Origin of the sequence: Saccharomonospora cyanea NA-134 (genome assembly GCF_000244975.1) — a bacterium.
GTDB classification, from domain to species: Bacteria; Actinomycetota; Actinomycetes; order Mycobacteriales; family Pseudonocardiaceae; genus Saccharomonospora; species Saccharomonospora cyanea.
Genome location: NZ_CM001440.1, coordinates 762522 through 780607, shown reverse-complemented (window position 1 = coordinate 780607; position 18086 = coordinate 762522). Strand labels below are relative to the sequence as shown.

20 protein-coding genes are annotated in these 18086 nt (G+C 68.8%); 5 read left to right on the top strand and 15 right to left on the bottom strand.

Annotated features, from left to right (window positions below; translation table 11 throughout):
• Positions 1–34: 34 nt before the first annotated feature.
• From SACCYDRAFT_RS03830 to SACCYDRAFT_RS26560, 6 genes are read right to left on the bottom strand one after another with little or no spacing between them, the layout of a single operon-like run.
• Positions 35–367, bottom strand: coding sequence for a hypothetical protein (locus SACCYDRAFT_RS03830; RefSeq protein WP_005453768.1), 333 nt, complete (start codon positions 365–367; stop codon positions 35–37).
• A 19-nt stretch (positions 368–386) separates the two neighbouring features.
• On the bottom strand, positions 387–1247 hold the full coding sequence (locus SACCYDRAFT_RS03825) for a RecB family exonuclease (protein ID WP_005453766.1): 861 nt from the start codon (positions 1245–1247) through the stop codon (positions 387–389).
• A 1-nt stretch (position 1248) separates the two neighbouring features.
• Positions 1249–1869, bottom strand: a complete 621-nt coding sequence (locus tag SACCYDRAFT_RS03820) for a MarC family protein (RefSeq protein WP_005453765.1) — start codon at positions 1867–1869, stop codon at positions 1249–1251.
• Positions 1866–2735 (bottom strand): PHP domain-containing protein, encoded by an 870-nt coding sequence (locus SACCYDRAFT_RS03815; protein ID WP_005453764.1) that lies wholly within the window; start codon positions 2733–2735, stop codon positions 1866–1868. Before SACCYDRAFT_RS03815 ends, SACCYDRAFT_RS03820 begins: the two co-directional genes overlap by 4 nt.
• A 34-nt stretch (positions 2736–2769) precedes the next feature.
• Complete coding sequence (locus tag SACCYDRAFT_RS03810; RefSeq protein WP_005453763.1) at positions 2770–3333, bottom strand: PH domain-containing protein; 564 nt, start codon at positions 3331–3333, stop codon at positions 2770–2772.
• Positions 3334–3352: 19 nt separating this feature from the next.
• Positions 3353–3514 (bottom strand): hypothetical protein, encoded by a 162-nt coding sequence (locus SACCYDRAFT_RS26560; protein ID WP_005453762.1) that lies wholly within the window; start codon positions 3512–3514, stop codon positions 3353–3355.
• 192 nt (positions 3515–3706) lie between these two features.
• Between SACCYDRAFT_RS26560 and SACCYDRAFT_RS03805 the strand changes: the two genes are divergently transcribed.
• A complete protein-coding gene (locus tag SACCYDRAFT_RS03805) occupies positions 3707–4105 on the top strand; it encodes an NUDIX hydrolase (RefSeq protein WP_005453761.1) in 399 nt (132 codons plus the stop codon).
• Positions 4106–4120: 15 nt separating this feature from the next.
• On the opposite strand, the gene SACCYDRAFT_RS03800 is transcribed toward SACCYDRAFT_RS03805, so the two are convergent.
• Entirely contained in the window at positions 4121–5230 is a 1110-nt protein-coding gene (locus SACCYDRAFT_RS03800; RefSeq protein ID WP_005453760.1) for a DUF2332 domain-containing protein, read from the bottom strand.
• Between the two features lie 444 nt (positions 5231–5674).
• On the opposite strand from SACCYDRAFT_RS03800, the gene corA reads away from it, so the two are divergent.
• From corA to SACCYDRAFT_RS03785, 3 genes are all read left to right on the top strand, one after another.
• Positions 5675–6769: a magnesium/cobalt transporter CorA gene (gene corA / locus SACCYDRAFT_RS03795; RefSeq protein WP_005453759.1), complete on the top strand. Its 1095-nt coding sequence runs from the start codon at positions 5675–5677 to the stop codon at positions 6767–6769.
• A 188-nt stretch (positions 6770–6957) separates the two neighbouring features.
• A complete protein-coding gene (locus tag SACCYDRAFT_RS03790; protein WP_005453757.1) occupies positions 6958–7665 on the top strand; it encodes a metallophosphoesterase family protein in 708 nt (235 codons plus the stop codon).
• Positions 7662–8507 carry a ParB N-terminal domain-containing protein gene (locus SACCYDRAFT_RS03785; RefSeq protein ID WP_005453756.1) on the top strand — a complete coding sequence of 282 codons (846 nt, stop codon included), beginning with the start codon at positions 7662–7664 and terminating at the stop codon, positions 8505–8507. Before SACCYDRAFT_RS03790 ends, SACCYDRAFT_RS03785 begins: the two co-directional genes overlap by 4 nt.
• Positions 8508–8656: 149 nt before the next feature.
• On the opposite strand, the gene SACCYDRAFT_RS03780 is transcribed toward SACCYDRAFT_RS03785, so the two are convergent.
• From SACCYDRAFT_RS03780 to SACCYDRAFT_RS03755, 6 genes are all read right to left on the bottom strand, one after another.
• Positions 8657–9838, bottom strand: coding sequence for an ABC transporter ATP-binding protein (locus SACCYDRAFT_RS03780; protein ID WP_005453755.1), 1182 nt, complete (start codon positions 9836–9838; stop codon positions 8657–8659).
• 3 nt (positions 9839–9841) lie between these two features.
• The gene (locus SACCYDRAFT_RS03775; protein WP_005453753.1) at positions 9842–10681 is read right to left on the bottom strand and encodes a carbohydrate ABC transporter permease; all 840 of its coding nucleotides are present in this window, start codon (positions 10679–10681) and stop codon (positions 9842–9844) included.
• Complete coding sequence (locus tag SACCYDRAFT_RS03770; protein ID WP_005453752.1) at positions 10681–11649, bottom strand: carbohydrate ABC transporter permease; 969 nt, start codon at positions 11647–11649, stop codon at positions 10681–10683. The genes SACCYDRAFT_RS03775 and SACCYDRAFT_RS03770 overlap by 1 nt, the downstream gene beginning before the upstream one ends.
• A complete protein-coding gene (locus tag SACCYDRAFT_RS03765) occupies positions 11646–12971 on the bottom strand; it encodes an ABC transporter substrate-binding protein (RefSeq protein ID WP_005453750.1) in 1326 nt (441 codons plus the stop codon). The genes SACCYDRAFT_RS03770 and SACCYDRAFT_RS03765 overlap by 4 nt, the downstream gene beginning before the upstream one ends.
• A gap of 184 nt (positions 12972–13155) precedes the next feature.
• Complete coding sequence (locus SACCYDRAFT_RS03760; protein WP_005453748.1) at positions 13156–13677, bottom strand: general stress protein; 522 nt, start codon at positions 13675–13677, stop codon at positions 13156–13158.
• 172 nt (positions 13678–13849) lie between these two features.
• Positions 13850–14710 carry a slipin family protein gene (locus SACCYDRAFT_RS03755; RefSeq protein ID WP_005453746.1) on the bottom strand — a complete coding sequence of 287 codons (861 nt, stop codon included), beginning with the start codon at positions 14708–14710 and terminating at the stop codon, positions 13850–13852.
• 206 nt (positions 14711–14916) lie between these two features.
• On the opposite strand from SACCYDRAFT_RS03755, the gene SACCYDRAFT_RS03750 reads away from it, so the two are divergent.
• The gene (locus tag SACCYDRAFT_RS03750; RefSeq protein WP_005453744.1) at positions 14917–16062 is read left to right on the top strand and encodes an Mrp/NBP35 family ATP-binding protein; all 1146 of its coding nucleotides are present in this window, start codon (positions 14917–14919) and stop codon (positions 16060–16062) included.
• 10 nt (positions 16063–16072) lie between these two features.
• Here SACCYDRAFT_RS03750 and tatB read toward each other — a convergent pair whose 3' ends face one another.
• Entirely contained in the window at positions 16073–16489 is a 417-nt protein-coding gene (gene tatB / locus SACCYDRAFT_RS03745) for a Sec-independent protein translocase protein TatB (protein WP_005453742.1), read from the bottom strand.
• 47 nt (positions 16490–16536) lie between these two features.
• Complete coding sequence (locus SACCYDRAFT_RS03740; protein ID WP_198284970.1) at positions 16537–18072, bottom strand: S1C family serine protease; 1536 nt, start codon at positions 18070–18072, stop codon at positions 16537–16539.
• Between the last annotated feature and the right edge of the window lie 14 nt (positions 18073–18086).

Sequence of the window (18086 nt, the reverse complement as noted above, 5' to 3'; positions counted from 1 at the left end):
AGGCGCGGACTCCGGACCGAACGCGCGGGCGGCCTCACGACCACCAGAACAGCCACAACATCGTGGGGGTGAGCACGGCGACGGCCCCACCCGCGACACCCGCGCGCACGCCGTCGCTGCGGTCCGCGACGTACTGCGCCCCACCGGCGAGCACGCCACCGACGAGATGCCCCACGAGGGTGTAGGCGCCGGGGCCCTCACCGCCACCCGCCCACGCCAGGAGCTGCGCGGCCAGCAGTACGAGGAAGACCACGCCCCAGCCCGCCGCGAAAGCTCCAGTGATCCCCCGCCATCCGGGGATCCTGGCTCGGGCCGGCTCCCGGGCAGGCGACGCCACCCTCAACTCCACCGTGTCCGGCTCAGCCATGTCACTCCGTCAATCGTCGTCACGTCGTCGGCGTCAGCAAGTCCCACGGACGAGCAGCGGGTGCCGCCTGCCGCCCCTCCGGACAGCTGGGACGAAACTCGCACCAGGCACAACGGGGTGCCGGTCGCGCAGGGAAAAGTCGGTCCGGATCGCCCCCTCGCGTGAGCCTATCGGCTGCGGCCCGGGAAGCCGTGGCGGTCTCCTCCGCCTCGCGTACGTGTTCCCCCAACGTGTCGGCGGTGTGTTCCGCAACGGCAACGGTCCCCGTGGGCAGGTGGTGCAACTCCACCCGCGAGCACGGCGCACGCAGGGTGCGGCCGGCCGCGACGGCGTAGAGAGCCAGTGCCCGTGACCGTCGCGCGTCGGCGTCCTCGGGCGTACGGCGGCCCGTCTTGTAGTCGACCACGACCAGCTCTGTGCCCCGGCGATCGATGCGGTCGGCCCGGCCCTCCACGATCAGTGACGGCGCGGCCGGGTCACTGCCGACCGTGGCGGACACCCACTGCTCCAGGCCCACCACGTCGGCGTCCGCGCCACCGGCCTCCACGTAGTCGGCGACCCACCGGCGGGCCGTCTCGGCGTACCGGGCCACCTGCACGGCGTCGGCGAACCCCGCGCTGCGCCAGTGCCTGCTCACCAACACCGAGGCCCGTTCGGGCGTTCGCTCGGCCACCGGGAGGCCGAAGAGTTCCCGCATCGCGTTGTGCACCACCGCGCCCACCGTGTTGTGCGCCCACGGCCCCGCCCGTGTCGGCGTCGGACGGTCGAGGTAGGTCATGCGGTACCGGCGCGGGCAGTCGTCGTAGAGCGACAACCTCGCGGGCGTCACCTTGATCAGCGGTTGCGGTTCGACGCCGAAGTCGAACCCGAGCTGTTCCATCTCATGCTCCCTCGACGAAGCCGCGGATCGAGTCGGCCACCAACTCGACGGCGATGGCGGCCAGCAGCAGACCCGCGACCTTGGCCAGCAGGGTGATCCCGCTTTCCCGGACGAGGCGGATCAACACACCCGAGTACCTCATGCACGCCCACAGAACCAGGTGCACGGCCACGATGGCCGCGCCCAGCGCCACGTAAGCGCCCACGTGCCCGTGCGCCTGGCGGACGAACACGATGGTCGCCGCGATCGCTCCCGGCCCCGCGAGCAACGGGGTACCCAGCGGCACGAGTGCGACGTTGACGTCCTCGGCGGCCTCCGCCTCCGGCGTGCCCTTGCCGGTGAGCAGGTCGAGCGCCACGAGCAACAGCAGCAGCCCGCCCGCACCCTGCAACGCGGGAATGCCGATACCCAGGTACGCCAGGATGAACTGGCCCGCGACGGCGAAAAGCGTGATCACCAACAGCGAGACGAGCACCGCCTGTCGCGCGGCCTTCGCCCTCGCGACGGGCGGCTTGCGACCGACCAGGCTCAGAAACACCGGCACCGTGCCGGGCGGATCCATGATCACCAGCAGGGTGATCGCCGCCTCCAGGAACAGGGTCGCGTCGAAGAACTCGCTCACGACGCCGTCACCGGAGTCCCGCCCGCTCTCGCCAGCAACGCCTCGAACTGGTCGGGGTCCGTGGTCTCCTGCCCGATGGCGATGGTCTTGTTGGTGCCGTGGTAGTCGCTGGAACCGGTCCGGACCAGTCCGAGGTCGTCGGCCAGCGCCCGCAGGCGGCGCCGGGTCGCCGCGTCGTGGTCGGGGTGATCCACCTCCACCCCGGTGAGCCCGCGTTCGGTCAGCGCGGCGATCGTGTCCTCCGACACCGTCGGGCCTCGCGACGTCGCGAAGGGATGCGCCAGCACCGTCACCCCGCCCGCGTCCTCGATCATGTCGATGGCCGTCTCCACCGGCGTGTCCGTCCTCGGCACGTAGTAACCCCGGCCTCCGCCGAGAAACCGCGCGAACGCCTCGTCCACGGTCTGAACCACTCCCGCCCGCATGAGTGCGCGCGCGAGGTGCGGCCTGCCCGCCGGGGCGTCGGGGGGCAGACCGCCCAGCACCTCGTCGGGATCGATCGGCAGGCCGTCAGCGGCCATCCGCTCGGCCATGACCCGCAGCCGTGTCCGTCGTTCCAGCCGCAGTCGGCGCTGTTCCGCCACCAGAGCAGGGGCCTCGGGGTCGAACAGGTACGCCAGGAGATGCACGCTCACCCTGCGCCCGTCGACGGCCACCGACTCGCACGACAGCTCCGCACCCGGCACCAGCCGGAGCCCACGCGGCAGCGCTCGCGCCGCCGCCTCCCACCCGGCGGTGGTGTCGTGATCGGTCAACGCGACGACGTCGAGACCGGCGTCCGCCGCGACGCGCACGAGCCCGTCGGGGCTGTCGGTGCCGTCCGAGACTGTGGAGTGAGTATGCAGGTCGATGCGCACGCCGACCATTGTCCAGCGTGCGGGCGCACCCCCTTGCCCACCCTCAGCCGATCACCTTCTTGCTGCGCCGCGCCGCACGCTGCGCCTTGATCATGGAGAACCGCTCGGCCTGCTTCTGCTTGTCGCCGAACACCAGCTCGGAGATCGTGTCGTAGAACTCCTCCGGCTTCGGCAGGTACTCGATGCGGTTCAGCGCCTGGATCTGACCCGCCGACTCCACGACCATCGTCCCGTACCCGAGGATGCGGCCGAGGAACGGCCGCTCGTAAGTCAGGTCGGTGACCTTGGTGATCGGCATCATCAGCACCTGCGTCGTCCAGACGCCGGTGGTCATGACGAACCGTTTGTCCGTGACCACCAGCCGTTCCACCCACCACTCGATCACCTGGTAGGCGTAGCGCAGCACGAGGAAGAGCGCAACGTACCAGAGGATGTTCTGCACCATCCACATCGCGGGCGGCAGGATGTACGACACCATCACGCACACGGCGATCAGGGCGACGGCCTCGAAGGTCTCCCAGGTGAGACAGGCCCAGTGCCGCCGGATCCTGATCACCCGGCGCTCGGTGTCGAGCAGATATTCGTCTGGATCGCGGGGCGCGAACATGGCCGGAGCCTATCGCCGGTCAGCTGAAGACGTTGCTGACGAAAGTGATCACGGCTTCGGCGGCGTCCCGCAGAGCGGTGATGATGTTGTCCACGAACCCCGCCGCCTCCCCTGGTCGGGCGATCACGAAGAAGAGGACCAACGCGATCCCAGCGAACGTCGCAAGCTTTTTCGCGTTCACAGCGATCAATCCCGTCTCTCGAAGTGCGGACCTGTGTGCGGCTTGGTGCCACTAAGTTTGTACCGCACTGCGCTCCGTTACGTCAGCAAAGTCCTGCACTTGGGTCAGCGCCCCGCGCGGTTCGCGATCTTTGACTACACTGCGTGAGTCCTTCGGGTGACACAGGACACGTTCCGAGAGGGGAGATCCCGGGTGGGCACCGAACGCTGTGTCGGCGGGATCGTGTTCGACGCCGACGGACGCCTGCTGCTCGTCCGCCGAGGCCACGCGCCCTCCGCGGGGCTGTGGTCGCTGCCGGGCGGCCGGGTGGAACCCGGCGAGACCGACGCCGAGGCGGTCGTCCGCGAACTGCGCGAGGAGACCGGACTCACCGTGCGTCCCTCCGGCCTTGTGGGCTCCGTCACCCGCGGCCGGTACGAGATCCACGACTACACGTGCGCCGTCGAGGGTGGGCGACTCCGTCCCGGGGACGACGCCGACGACGCCCGCTGGGTGAGCACCGCCGAGTTGAGCGCCCTGCAACGGGCGGGGCTGCTGGCCGAAAGGCTCGCCGAGGCTCTCCGGGCATGGGGCGTGAACCCCCGCTGCTGACCCGGCGCGTTCGGCTCAGGCCGCCAGCCACGTCATGCGCTGCCCGTGGGGCACGGCCACGGCCTTGATCTCGGCGTTCGCCCTTCCGTCCTCGAAGGACACGACCCCCAGCGTCGTCCGCCCCGTCCTGGCGTAGGAGAGCTCGTCGTGTCCCGGCAGCACGTGGCGCAGACCCGCCTCGTAGTTCTCCATCGCGACCCACCACAACGCACGCCGGGCGGAGAGGTCGCGCAACGCGGCCACGAAGTCGTCGCGCCGCGTCGCCGGCAGGTACGGCAGAGCGTGGCTCGTGAACACCACCAGCGGCAGCTCGTCCGGCACCCGCTCGGCCGCCCCGGTGAGGTCGTCCACCGCGTCCCCCACCACGAACTCCGGCCGGATGCGCCGCTGCGCGGCCGCCGCCGTGCGCAGCAACCGGATGCGGTCCGGCTGGTCGGCCCACACGCACGCCTCCAACCACGCCAGCTCCTCCTCGTCGGAGGCGTCCACGGGCGAGCGGTCCAGTCCGACCCTTGCCTTGACCGTCACCTTCCTGGGCAGCGCCGGAAACGCCGCGCCCTCTTCCACCGACAGCGCGCAGTGCAGGCCCACGGCCGCCTTCGCCGGACCCGCCGTGACCTGCTCCCCGCCCTCCCTCAGGTACCGGTACGAGAACGTGTCCATGCCCAGCAGCAACCCGGCGCTGCACCCGACCTCCAGCAGGCCGACGGCCCCACGGACCCGCTTCGCCACGGACGCCACGGCGGGGTACAGCACAGCCGCCCTGCGCACCTCGTTGGTCTGCGTGAACCGGGTGGCGACGAGTTCGCGCATCGCTTCGGCCCGCTCCAGCACGAACTCCCGGAACAACGCCCAGGTCCGCTCGTCCGGACCGTCGAGCCCGCCCAGTGACGGGTAGTAACGCGTCAGCGGGTGGACCGGGTCGGACTGGAGCAGCCGGTGTGCGGCCGCGAGCAACAACGTCGGGTGCGCGTCGTTGCCGGAGGCCGAGGTCAGAAGTACCGCCACGTCGTCGTCGGTGGCTGCCTTCGCGGCCAGGTGCGAGTACAGCGGCGAGTGCTCCGCCGCCTCGTACTCGGCGAACCGCCGCAGCCGCTCTCGAACCGTGTCCAGACTCGAAGCCATGTCCGTCCTCGGGGGTGTCCTACAAGACGTCCTCGCCGTCGCGTGAGCGACCGGGCATGGACTCGCCTCACCGTAGCCGGTGGAGGGCCCACCGCGCGGGTGATTGCGCAGTGTGCCACGCCCGCACCGGGTGTTCACCTACATCACACCGACCTGTACCGACGTGGCCTGCCCGGCAGGAGTACCCTCGGAAGACGGCGCGGTGATCGCACCGGCGGGATTCTCTCGCCGCCCGCGTCCGTCGAGTTCGACTCCGAGGAGGTGAGGACGCAGATGAGTAGTGGCGATAGTCCGCTCCCTAGTTCAGCCGGCGTTCCCACCTCCAGAGCCGATCACCGCCGTCGCGACAGTCGGTAACTCGCTTCCGCGTGGCGTGGCCCTGGGCGGGGCCGCTGGCATGTGCCTGTCGTCTTCAGTCCTCGACGTCACAGCCAGGAGACCGTCATGCCCGCAATTCGCTCCCTCGGCAACCTGCGCGGCCGGGGTAACGGCCGCGTCTCCCGCGACGGTCGCCGTCGCGACTCCCGGGAGATCCGGCCGTCGACGTACGTCGTCGACTGCGGTGTCTACATAGACGGCGTACGGCAACCCGGGGAGTGGTCCCACGTCGACGCCATCGCCGAGGTCCGCAAGCGGGGCGAGGGCTTCGTGTGGATCGGCCTGCACGAGCCCGACGAGGCGCAGATCCAGGGCATCGCCGACACGTTCGGACTGCACGAACTCGCCGTCGAGGACGCCGTGCACGCACACCAGCGACCCAAGCTGGAGCGCTACGACGACACGCTCTTCATGGTGTTCCGCACCGTCCGGTACGTGGAGCACGACTCCCCCACCACCGCCAACGAGATCGTCGAGTCCGGCGAGCTCATGGCGTTCCTCGGCTCCGACTTCATCATCACGGTGCGCCACGGCAACCACGCCGGACTCGCCCACCTGCGCAGGGAACTCGACGCCGACCCGGAACGCCTGGCGCCCGGCCCCGCCTCGGTGCTGCACGCCATCGCCGACCACGTCGTGGACCACTTCCTGAACGTCACCGAACGCATCGAGGACGACATCGACGAGATGGAGACCGAGGTGTTCGCCCCGCGCACACGCGTCACGTCCGAGCAGATCTACCTGTTCAAACGCGAAGTGCTCGAACTGCGCAGAGCCGTGCTGCCCCTCGCCGCCCCGCTGCGCAGGCTCGCGGAGGGCTACACGCGGCTGATCCCGGACGAGGTGCGGTCGTACTTCCGCAACGTGCACGACCACGTCACCACGGTGTCCGACCGCGTCGCGGCGTTCGACGAACTGCTGACCACGCTCGTCGACGCCACGCTCGGAAAGATCACCCTCCAGCTCAACTCGGACATGCGCAAGATCACCTCCTGGGCCGCGATCGTCGCCGTGCCCACGGCCATCGCCGGCATCTACGGGATGAACTTCGAGTACATGCCCGAAGTGCAGTCCCGCTACGGCTACCCGGCCGTCATCGCGGTCATCCTCGTCATCTGCCTCGTGCTCTACCGCGTGTTCCGCAAGAAGAAATGGCTCTGACACCGCCGTCGGAGCCCAGGTGTCCTCGCCGTTCTCCCCGTGCTCGACCGAAAGGAGTGAAGCCGTGCTCCGGATGCTCACCAACCTGAAGTTCTGGGCCCTCACGACCGCGCTGGTGTGGGTGGTCGTCGTCACCGTGATCATCGCGACGAACCCCGAGTTCGCCCGTGGCACGGGATAATGGGGGCATGTCCCCGCCGGGCGGTCACCACTTCGGCGGCGTCCTCCGGACCGACGCGCCGCCGCGGATACTCGCCGTCTCCGACGAGGTCGAGGAGGCACTGTGGACCGATCGCGTCACCGACCTCTCCGTCGACCTGATCCTCGCCGCGGGTGACCTCCCGTTCGACTACCTCGACTTCCTCGCGAGCGCGCTCGACCGGCCTCTGGTGTTCGTTCCCGGCAACCACGATCCCGACCTGAGCGGGTTCGGTTTCCGCAACGGGCTGCCCCTGCGGGCAGGGTTTCCGGCCCGCTGGCCCGGACCGCCCGGCGGCGTCAACGCCGACGGACGCGTCGTCGAGATCGCGGGTGTCCGCGTCGCGGGCCTCGGCGGATCGCCCTGCTACAACGGCGGTCCGAACCAGTGGACCGAATCCGAGCAGAGCCGCCGCGCCCGTCGGCTCGTGCGGCGGGCCCGGGGCGAACCCGTCGACGTGCTGCTGACCCACACCCCGCCACGCGGTGTCGGCGACGGCACGGACCCGCCGCACCAGGGCTTCGACTGCCTCAGGCACACCGTCCGGCGCCTACGACCACGGTGGCTGCTGCACGGCCATGTCCACCCGTACGGCAAGCGGCCGCCCGACCACCACCTCGACGGCACACGCGTACGCAACATCGTCGGCGCTCACGTGTTCCACATCGGCTCCCGCGCTGGAACGGAGGCACTGTGAAGAACCGCGACACAGGTTTTCCCCGCGTCGACGCCGAACACGACTTCCTCCGTGCGCGGCGCCGCCAGGTGCTGTCCCGGCTGTCCAACTGGCTGCGACGCGAACCCGACGACGTCAACATCACGTTGCCGTTCGACGAGGTGGTGGAGGCGCTCGGCAAGGAGAGCGAACGGCGGATAGGGCTGCGGGTGATCCGGCTCGACTCCATCGTGGGCAGCGTCGACCGCAGCCACGACTTCGACCGCCGGTTCCGGCCCACGTCCGCACGAGTACGGCAGCGGTGGGAACGGCTCGCCCTGGCGAGCAGACGCGGCGAGTACATCCCGCCCATCGATGTCTACCGCGTCGGCGACCTGCACTTCGTGATCGACGGGCACCACCGCGTGTCGGTGGCCTACGCGCTCGGGCTGACCTCGATCGAGGCCAACGTCATCCTGGTACGGACCAAACTGAACCCCGACGGCATCCGGTACCGGGGCGATCTCATCGTCAAGGGCTACCGCAGGCTGTTCCTGGAACGGGTACCGCTGCGCGGCGAAGCCCGCGCGGCCGTGGTGGTGACCGATCCCGAGGACTACGCGCAACTCGGTGAGCACGTCGAGGCCTGGGGTTTCCGGCTGATGCAGGACGAGGGAACGCTGCTCGACCGGGCCACCGTGGCGCAGCGCTGGTACGCCGAGGAGTACCAGCCGGTGGTACAGATGCTGCGCCAGGCCGAGTTGGTGGGCGACCGTACGGAGGCCGAGGCGTACCTCTGGGTCGCGGGCGAACGCTACCGCATGATCCGCACCCACCGCTGGGACGACGACGTCATCCAAGCCGTGCGCGCCCACCGCCCCTGACACCGTGTCCGCACTTCCCGCACCCGTCCACAACCCGCGGACACGGTGACACCGGGTGCGGACACCCGTCCCTAACTGCGGACACGCGTGCACAGACTGCGGACACGAGACACTTCGTCTCGGGTCGCAGCCTGTGCACGCGCGGTGAGTCAGCCGGCGTAGGTGAGGTTCTTGCCCGACGACGGGTCGAACAGGTGGAGTTTCTCCACGTCGAACCACACCTGGGCCTGGTCGCCCTCGCGGACCTCCGAGGCCGCCGACAGCCGTGCCACGATCGTGGACCCCGCTCCCGGCACGTCTGAGGCGCCCGCGTCCGCCGCGAGTTCCGCGAGCTCGGCGGTCTGCGCCAACTCCGCCTCCACCGTGAAGTAGGCGTACTTCTCGGAGCCCATCGACTCCAGCACGTCCACCGTGGCGCCGAAGGTGGCGCCGCCTCGCCGGTGTCCCTCCTCGACCAGCGCGGCGTCCTCGAAGCTCTCCGGACGCACACCCATGATCACCTCACGGGGCGCGCCCGCCTCCTCGGCCGACCGCCGCAGCCGGTCGGGCAGCTCGATGGTGCCCAGAGCGCTGTTCAGCGCCCCGTTCTCCAGCGTCGCAGGCACGAAGTTCATCGAGGGCGAGCCGATGAACCCGGCCACGAACAGGTTGGCGGGGTTGTCGTAGAGGAACTGCGGAGCACCGATCTGCTGCACCACACCGCCGCGCAACACCACCACCCGGTCACCGAGCGTCATGGCCTCGGTCTGGTCGTGGGTGACGTAGATGGTGGTGGTGCCGAGCTGCTTCTGCAGCTTCGACACCGACGTCCGCATCTGGCCCCGCAGCTTGGCGTCCAGGTTGGACAGCGGCTCGTCCATGAGGAACGCCTTGGGGTTGCGCACGATGGCACGTCCCATGGCGACCCGCTGCCGCTGACCACCGGACAGGTTCGACGGCTTACGGTCCAGGTGCTGCGTCAGGTCGAGAATGCGCGCGGCCTCCTCCACCTTCTGCCTCACCGTGGCGTCGTCCACCTTGGCCAGCCGCAGTGGGAAGGCCATGTTCTCCCGCACACTCATGTGCGGGTAGAGGGCGTACGACTGGAACACCATCGCGATGTCGCGGTCCTTGGGCGTCTTCTCGTTGGCGCGCTGACCGTCGATACGCAGCTCACCGGAGGTGATGTCCTCCAGCCCCGCGATCATGTTCAACGCCGTCGACTTCCCGCAGCCCGAGGGACCGACGAGGATCACGAACTCGCCGTCGTTGATGTGAATGTCCATTTCCGACACGGCGAGGGCTCCGTCGGGGAACCGCTTGGTCACCTTGTCGAGCACGATCTCAGCCATTGCCTAACCCTTCACCGCACCGGAGGTCAGCCCCGCGACGATGCGTCGCTGGAAGAACAACACGAACAGAATGATCGGAATGGTGATCACGACGGCCGCCGCCGAGATGGTCCCGGTCGGGTCCTCGAACTGCGAGGCACCCGTGAAGAACGACAACGCGGCGGGCACCGTCCGCGACGCCTCCGTGGACGTCAGCGAGATGGCGAACAGGAAGTCGTTCCAGCAGAAGATGAACACCAGAATCGCCGAGGTGAACACGCCCGGCGCGGCCAGCGGGGCGATGACCTTGCGGAACGCCTGCGCCGGGGTGGCGCCGTCCATCTTCGCCGCCTTCTCGAGCTCCCACGGGATCTCGCGGAAGAACGCCGACAGCGTGTAGATCGCCAACGGCAGCGCGAAAGTGATGTAGGGCAGGATCAGCCCCGGCCACGTGTCGAACAACCCGAGCTCACGCTCGATGTTGAACAGTGGCGTCACCAGTGAGATCTGCGGGAACATCGCGATCAGCAGCGACACCCCGATCAGCAGCTTCTTACCGGGGAAGTCGAGCCTCGCCACCGCGTAGGCCGCCATCATGCCGAGGATCACGGCGATCAGCGTCGCGATGATCGCGATACCGATCGAGTTGATGAGCGGCCGGATGAACTCGTCGGTCGCGAAGATCTCGCGGTAGTTGTCGAGCGTCCATTCGCGGGGAATGAAGTTGCCGTCCGCGAGCGTCTCCTTCGTCTTGAACGACAGGGAGACGATCCACAGCACCGGAACCAGCGCGTAGACCACCACGATGATGTCGATGAGCGCCCACCGTGCCTTCCGCGCGGTGGTGACCGTACCTATGGCCATCAGCGCTTCCCCTCCTGGTCACTGCCCGGCGCCGCCGTGCCGAACACCTTGACGAAGATGAACGCGATGATCGCCACCGCGATGAAGATCAACACAGCCATCGTGGAGCCGATGCCGAGGTTGAGCCCCTTCATCAGGTTGTTGTAGGTCTGCATCGACACCGACGAGGTGTCGTTGGCGCCGTTCGTCAACACGAAGATGTTGTCGAACACCCGGAACGCGTCGAGGGTGCGGAACAGCAGGGCCACGAGGATGGCCGGCTTCATCACCGGCAGCATCACCTTGGTGAACCGCTGCCACGCGTTCGCGCCGTCCATCGACGCCGCCTTCAGCAGGTCGTCCGGCACTAGCGCCAGACCTGCCATGAGCAGCAACGCCATGAACGGCGTGGTCTTCCACACCTCGGCGAGAATGATGATGCCGAGCGACGACCACTGTTCGGTCAGCGGCGCACCGTCGGGCGCGAGCGCGTTGGCGAGGTATCCCGTCTCGGGCGTCCAGGCGTAGAACCACGAGAACGCCGCCACGACCGTGACGATGCCGTACGGGATCAGGGTCACCGTGCGCACGAGACCGCGACCGACCAGGGTCCTGTGCATGATCAGTGCCAGTGCCATACCGAGTACGAACTCGATGGCCACCGACACCACGGTGATGAGCATGGTCACGCCGAACGCCGTCCACCAGTACGAGTTGGTGAGCACGGCGGCGTAGTTCTCGAACCAGACGAACTGGCGCTCGTCCGGGAACCGCAGGTCGTAGCGCTGCAGCGACAACCACACCGAATACGCGATCGGGTACCCGGTGACGGCCAGCATCACGATCGCCGCGGGAGCCACCAGCAGCAGCCCGAGCTTGCGCTCGGCCCGCTTGCCCTCGCTCATCGGGGCCTTGCCCCGCTTCGTCACCGGTTCGGCCCGCCGCGCGGGCGCGGCCTGGGTCGCCGGGGTTGCGGCCGTGTCACTCATGGGATCACGCCCTTCGAGCTGAGCGCCTCGTCGAGCTGGTCACGCAGCTGCTGTGCCTTGGACTGCGGATCGATCGCCGACGGCGGCGACAGGACCTTCGCCATGACGATGGACAGGTTCTGGTACGCCGGCGTCAGCGGGCGTACCGCGGCGTTCTTGAGCTGGTCCCGAATGGTGTCCTTCATCGGGTACTTCTGCTCCATGGTCGGGTTCGACTCGGCGTCGGCCGGCTTCGACGGGTCGAGCGGCGTCGGGTCGTTGTAGACCGACTCGACCGTGGGCGGCACACCGTCCATGAGCGCGGAGAACTTCTGGTGCTCGGGGCTGCGCAGGCACAGCGCCGCCTCGAACGCCTCCTCCTTGTGCTCCGACGACGAACTCACCGCGAGGTTGTAGCCGCCGATGGTGCTGCGTCCGGTGCCCGGCTCACCGACACCCGGGTAGGGCGCCCACTTGAAGTGCTGCAACTCGTCCGGCTTCTCGGAGGCGTAGGACGCGTAGACGAACGGCCAGTTGAGCTGGAACGCACCGCGCCCCTGCTGGAAGGCCAGCCGCACCTCGTCCTCCTGCTGGTTGGTCAGCGACGGGTCGGTGAGCCCGGTCGAGCTGACCTCCTTCAGGATCTCCAGCCCACGCACGGCGCCGGAGTCGATCACCACCGACTCGCCGTCCTCGGACAGGATGCGCCCGCCCGCCGACTCGACGATCGAGTTGTAGACGACCACGAGGCCTTCGTACTGCGCGCCGGTGAAGAGGATCTGGTGCGGCTTGCCCTGCTCACGCAGCTGCCGCGACATCTCCATCATCTCTTCCCACGTGCGCGGCGGCTCGGGAGTGATGCGGTCGTCGTACCAGAGCAGCTGCACGTTCGTGTTCTTCGGAGCGGCGTACAGCCGGCCGTCCCACATGGCCGTCTCGAGCGGTCCGGGGAGCACGTCCTGCTCGGCCTCGGCCTTGTGTTCGCCGGTCCACTCCTCGACCCAGCCCGCCTCCGCGAACTCGGGAACCCACGTGACGTCGAGTCCCAGGACGTCCATCGAGGTGTCACCGGCGGCGAGCCTGCGAACCATCTGTTCGCGCTGGCCGTCGGCGTCGCGAGGCAGCTTGTTGTAGACGATCTCGTAGCGGCCGCCTGCCTGCCTGTTGCAGTCGTCCACCACCTTCTGGAAGTTGTCTTCCGGGGCGTAGTAGACGTTGATCTGCATACCATCGCTCGACCCGCACGCGGCCAGCATCGAACCCGTCACCGCAGTGACACCGAGCATCGCTGCTATCCGACCGGGTGAACGCCGGAGCCGCCGCCGTGCAGCGACCTCCACCATGTGTCTCCTCCCCACCGCACGCTGGGCGGCTGAGGCGAGACCCACCCACCCCCACGTGCACGGTCATCGATGTCACAGGGTCAACACACCACCTGTGACCGGTGCCATAAATCTATGCCCACCGATGACAGCACGCAAGCACAGACAGTAACGACGGAGGGGCTAAATAGAAGACCTTGTTCCCTCAGCCGTGTGAACCCATGGCCAGACGTGCGAGCAGATCGCGACCCTTTTCGGCGGTTCGGGGCTGGCAGAGGACGTCGTAACGCCCTGCGACGAGCTGGCTCGCCGACGAGAAGTCGCGTCGACCGCGGGTGAACGCGTACCCCATCGCGGCCGAGGCCGCACCGAACACCACACCGGCGACCAGGCCGACCAGCAGCGGCACGTACGAGAATCCCTGTGCCGGGTTGAACAGGCTCAGCAACACGCCGATGAACACACCGAACCAGGCGCCCGACGCGGCACCGGTGCCCAGCACCTTCGCCCACGACAACCGACCGAGCACGCGCTCCACGAGCATCAGGTCGACCCCCACGATGGTGACGTCCTGAACCTCGAACTCCTTGTCCGCGAGGTAGTCGACAGCGCGCTGTGCCTCCTCGTAGGTGGCGTACGAGCCGATCGGCCAGCCTGACGGCGGCGTGGGAAGGCGCGGCGACCTCGGCGCCTGTCGACCCGACGAGAAGGGACCGGTCACGATCATCACCTGTGTTCTGCTCTGTTGCGCTGGCCGACCACACGGGGCGGGTGGTACCCATGATCTCACGCTTCGTGCACCCGTAAAACCGGTGAGCACGGAGACGGTTCACCGGGCTGTCGGCGGCGCGGTACCGAACACGAACGGCGACCCGGAGGTGCCCGGACGTTCGTGGCGCTCACCAACGCACGAAGCCGCGTTCGGAACTCTCGTTCGCCTCCGGTTCGCGGGGCGCGGGCGGGACCGGCTCCCCGGCCTTCGCCCCACGCTGCACCGCATCCCGCTTCGCGGACTCGTCGAGGAACCGCAACAACTCCACCGGGAACGGCAGCACCAGCGTCGAGTTCTTCTCGGCAGCCACCTCGACCACCGTCTCCAGCAGGCGCAACTGCAACGCCGCGGGTGTGTTCGCCATCCTCGCCGCCGCCTGTGACAGCTTCTCCGACGCCTGCAACTCGCCCTCGGCCGCGATCACCCGTCCCCGGCGCTCACGTTCGGCCTCCGCCTGCCGCGACATGGCCCGCTTCATGGACTCCGGCAGCGCCACGTCCTTGATCTCCACCCGGTCTATGTGGATGCCCCAGGTCGCGGCCGGACTGTCGATCATCAACTCGAGTCCCTCGTTGAGCCGTTCCCGGTGTGACAGCAGGTCGTCGAGGTTGCTCTCCCCGATCGTGCGCCGCAGGCTCGCCTGCGCCACCTGCAACATGGCGAACCGGTAGTTCTCCACCCCGACGATCGCCTGGACCGGATCGATCACCCGGAAGTACACGACGGCGTCCACGCGCACGGTGACGTTGTCACGTGTGATGCCGTCCTGCGCGGGCACCGGCAGCGTCACGACCTGCATGTTCACCTTGTGCATGCGATCGACACCCGGAACGATCAGAGCCAGCCCCGGTTCCCTCGGCAACCTGGACACCCGGCCGAACCGGAAGATCAGCCCGCGCTCGTACTGCCTGACGACGCGCACCGACGACGCCGCCAGCACGACCAGCGCGATGCCGATGACAACGCAGATGACGAGCAACGTTGCCATGATCGTCGCCCCGCTTTCCGCGAGGTCGCACCGCCTGGGCCGCACGCGCCCGGTGGCGCGGCCCCGATCACTGTCGGGATAGTGTGATCCATGTTACCCCCACCCCGTCCCCGCCGCGTGGACATAGCCGGTGAGCCTCGATTACCGACACGTAGCATGAGGGAGGAACGCAACTCATCAGCGACGAGAAGGTCGGTGCCGCAGCAGTGACCACCACGCAAGAGACTCCCGGCGTCGAGGACGTACGCGCCGCGCTGAACTCCGTCATCGACCCGGAGATCCGTAAGCCGATCACCGAGCTGGGAATGGTGAAGGACATCTCCGTCGGCGACGACGGAGATGTCACGGTCGCCGTCTACCTCACCGTGGCCGGCTGTCCGCTCAAGGACACCATCACGCGCGACACCACGGCCGCCGTGTCGAAACTCCCCGGGGTCCGGGACGTGCGCGTGGAGCTCGACGTGATGAGCGACGAGCAACGCACCGAGCTGCGCAAGAAGCTGCGCGGCGACGTCGAGGAACCGGTGATCCCGTTCGCGCAACCGGGCTCGCTGACCCGCGTGTACTGCGTGGCCTCCGGCAAGGGCGGGGTCGGCAAGTCGAGCGTCACCGTCAACCTGGCCGCCGCGATGGCGCGCAAGGGCTTGTCCGTCGGTGTGGTCGACGCCGACATCTACGGCCACTCGATCCCCCGGATGCTGGGCGCCAGCGACAAGCCCACCAAGGTCGAAAAGATGATCATGCCGCCTCAGGCGCACGGCGTGAAGGTCATCTCCATCGGCATGTTCACGCCCGGCAACACGCCCGTGGTCTGGCGCGGCCCCATGCTCCACCGGGCTCTGCAGCAGTTCCTCGCCGACGTGTTCTGGGGCGACCTCGACATCCTGCTGCTCGACCTGCCGCCGGGTACGGGCGACATCGCCATCTCGGTGGCGCAGCTCATCCCCAACGCGGAGATCCTCGTCGTCACGACACCGCAGCAGGCCGCCGCCGAGGTCGCCGAGCGCGCCGGTGCGATCGCGTTGCAGACCCGCCAGCGTGTCGCCGGTGTCATCGAGAACATGTCGTGGTTCGAGGCGCCGGACGGCTCCCGCATGGAGATCTTCGGCTCGGGCGGCGGCAAGGCCGTGGCCGAGTCGCTGTCCAAGTCCGTCGGTGCCGAGGTTCCGCTGCTGGGTCAGGTCCCGCTCGACCCGAAGCTGCGCGAGCAGGGTGACGCGGGCACGCCCATCGTGCTCGCCGAGCCGGACACTCCGGCGAGCCAGGTGCTCGCAGGCGCGGCGGAGAAGTTGTCCGTACGGGCCAGGGGCCTGGCGGGCATGATGCTGAACGTCACCCCGGCAGGACGCTGACGCCGTCTGGTCAGGTGGCGTCCGGGTCCACCGGGGGCTTCTCCCCCGGCTTGAGGGGCTCCACCTGCTGGGGCATGGTCGCCTGACCACCCACGTGCGGCGCGCCGTTGCCGTTCGCCGGCCCGGTGCCGTTGATGTTGTCGAGGCCCAGCGGGTCGGGGTCACCGTCGAACAGATGCTGCCGCACAGCGTGCTTCGGGTCGAAGTTGCGGAGGTTCCGCAGGTCCTCGATGGGCTTGCGGAACTCCTCGAAGTCCGTGCCCACCTCGTCGCGCAACTGCTGGCGGGCGCCCGTCGCGAAGTCCCTGACCTTGCGCACGCTCCGCCCGAGCCAGGCGGCGGCTTCCGGCAGCCGCTCCGGCCCGAGGATGAACAGGCCGGCGACGATCAGAACCAGGATTTCACCCCAGCCAATGTTGTCGAACACGCGACCAACCTCCGCCTCGAACCACGATGCGGTGAAAGCGTACCCCGTCAGTCTGAACCGAGGGTGACGTCGACGGTGAGCTGACGCCCGTCTCGGACCACCTGAACGGGCACGGACTGCCCGATGTCATGCTCGCGCACAGCCACGGTGAGCTCGGCGGCGTTGCGTACCCGGCGGTCGCCGACCTTCACGATGACGTCTCCCTCCGCGATCCCCGCCTTGGCGGCGGGACCGTTCGGGACGACGTTACGGACCTGGGCTCCCTGCGACGTGTTGGCCGCCACGGACGCGGCGTTGACTCCGATCGAGGCGTGCTTGACAGTGCCGTCGCGCACGAGCGCGTCGCTGATCTCGACGGCCTGGTTGACCGGGATCGCGAAACCGAGGCCGATGCTCCCGCCCTCGCCCGCGCTGCCCGCAGTGCGGATCATCGAGTTGATGCCCACGAGAGCGCCGGTGGAGTCGACGAGCGCACCGCCCGAGTTACCGGGGTTGATCGCCGCGTCCGTCTGGATGGCGTCATAGGTGACCGGCGGGTCTCCGTTCTCACCGGGCGCGGTGACCGGCCGGTTCAGTGCGCTCACGATGCCTTCGGTGACCGTGTTCTCCAGGCCGAACGGCGAGCCGATGGCCATCACCCTGTCGCCGGGCGCAAGGGCGTCGGAGTCGCCGATCTGGATCACGACGGGGTTCTCCACGTCGACCTTCAACACCGCGAGGTCGGTCCTCGGGTCCGTCCCCACGATCGCACCCTGCACCCTGGTGCCGTCGGTGAACACCACCGTGAGCTTCGCCTCGTCGGCGCGGGCGGCCTGCGACACCACGTGGTGGTTGGTGAGGATGTAGCCCTCCTGGTCGATGACGACACCGGAGCCCACACCGCCGGACTGGCCGACCTCGACCTCGATGGACACCACGGCCGGGGCCACCTTCTGCGCGATCGCGGCGACGGAACCGGCAGGGCGTTCCTTGGCAGCTTCGGCCTCGGCGATGTTCAGCTCTCCGGTCAGGGAGTCCCCGGCCGTCGCGACGGCCCACCCGACCGCACCACCCGCGGCGCCGACCAGCAGTGCGATGACGCTGAGCAGCGCCAGCGCCGTCGGCTTGACGCGTCGGCCGAACAACACCTCGGGCAGGCTGAGCAGCGGACCCGTCGGGCGCTCCACCGAGTCGTCGGCCCGGTCCGGTTCGCGCAGGGCCGGTTGGCCCAGGACAGCCGGTGAACCCGGATCACGCCACGGGTCGCTCTCACTCGCCCACAGCGGGTCGGCGTCCCCCGAACCGTCACCGGGACCGTGGCCGTCCGCTCGTTCGGCGGGGCGCTGCAGCACCACGCCCTCCTCGCCCGGCTGCCGCCCGAACGCCTCGGCCAGCGACGGCGGGGGCGGTGTCGACCGGGTCGACTGCGGGCGGGCGCCCGTGTCCGGTGAGTGCAGCAGGTCGAACGAGCCGCCCACACCCCGCGGCCTGCCGAACACCGCAGCCATCGCCGGGTCCACCGGCGGGCGCGCGATCGGGCGCGGTCGGAGCCGATGCTCCTGAGACCCGGACTCCTCCTGCTTCGGTGTGGCTGGTTCGCTCATTCTTCCCCGGTTGG

Excerpts from the sequence above, each read along its gene's own strand:
- SACCYDRAFT_RS03830 (WP_005453768.1), bottom strand. The coding sequence starts at position 367 with ATGGCTGAGCCGGACACGGTGGAGTTGAGGGTGGCGTCGCCTGCCCGG.
- SACCYDRAFT_RS03825 (WP_005453766.1), bottom strand. The coding sequence starts at position 1,247 with ATGGAACAGCTCGGGTTCGACTTCGGCGTCGAACCGCAACCGCTGATC.
- SACCYDRAFT_RS03815 (WP_005453764.1), bottom strand. The coding sequence starts at position 2,735 with ATGGTCGGCGTGCGCATCGACCTGCATACTCACTCCACAGTCTCGGAC.
- SACCYDRAFT_RS03810 (WP_005453763.1), bottom strand. The coding sequence starts at position 3,333 with ATGTTCGCGCCCCGCGATCCAGACGAATATCTGCTCGACACCGAGCGC.
- SACCYDRAFT_RS03800 (WP_005453760.1), bottom strand. The coding sequence starts at position 5,230 with ATGGCTTCGAGTCTGGACACGGTTCGAGAGCGGCTGCGGCGGTTCGCC.
- corA (WP_005453759.1), top strand. The coding sequence starts at position 5,675 with ATGCCCGCAATTCGCTCCCTCGGCAACCTGCGCGGCCGGGGTAACGGC.
- SACCYDRAFT_RS03790 (WP_005453757.1), top strand. The coding sequence starts at position 6,958 with ATGTCCCCGCCGGGCGGTCACCACTTCGGCGGCGTCCTCCGGACCGAC.
- SACCYDRAFT_RS03780 (WP_005453755.1), bottom strand. The coding sequence starts at position 9,838 with ATGGCTGAGATCGTGCTCGACAAGGTGACCAAGCGGTTCCCCGACGGA.
- SACCYDRAFT_RS03775 (WP_005453753.1), bottom strand. The coding sequence starts at position 10,681 with ATGGCCATAGGTACGGTCACCACCGCGCGGAAGGCACGGTGGGCGCTC.
- SACCYDRAFT_RS03770 (WP_005453752.1), bottom strand. The coding sequence starts at position 11,649 with ATGAGTGACACGGCCGCAACCCCGGCGACCCAGGCCGCGCCCGCGCGG.
- SACCYDRAFT_RS03765 (WP_005453750.1), bottom strand. The coding sequence starts at position 12,971 with ATGGTGGAGGTCGCTGCACGGCGGCGGCTCCGGCGTTCACCCGGTCGG.
- SACCYDRAFT_RS03760 (WP_005453748.1), bottom strand. The coding sequence starts at position 13,677 with ATGATCGTGACCGGTCCCTTCTCGTCGGGTCGACAGGCGCCGAGGTCG.
- SACCYDRAFT_RS03755 (WP_005453746.1), bottom strand. The coding sequence starts at position 14,710 with ATGGCAACGTTGCTCGTCATCTGCGTTGTCATCGGCATCGCGCTGGTC.
- SACCYDRAFT_RS03740 (WP_198284970.1), bottom strand. The coding sequence starts at position 18,072 with ATGAGCGAACCAGCCACACCGAAGCAGGAGGAGTCCGGGTCTCAGGAG.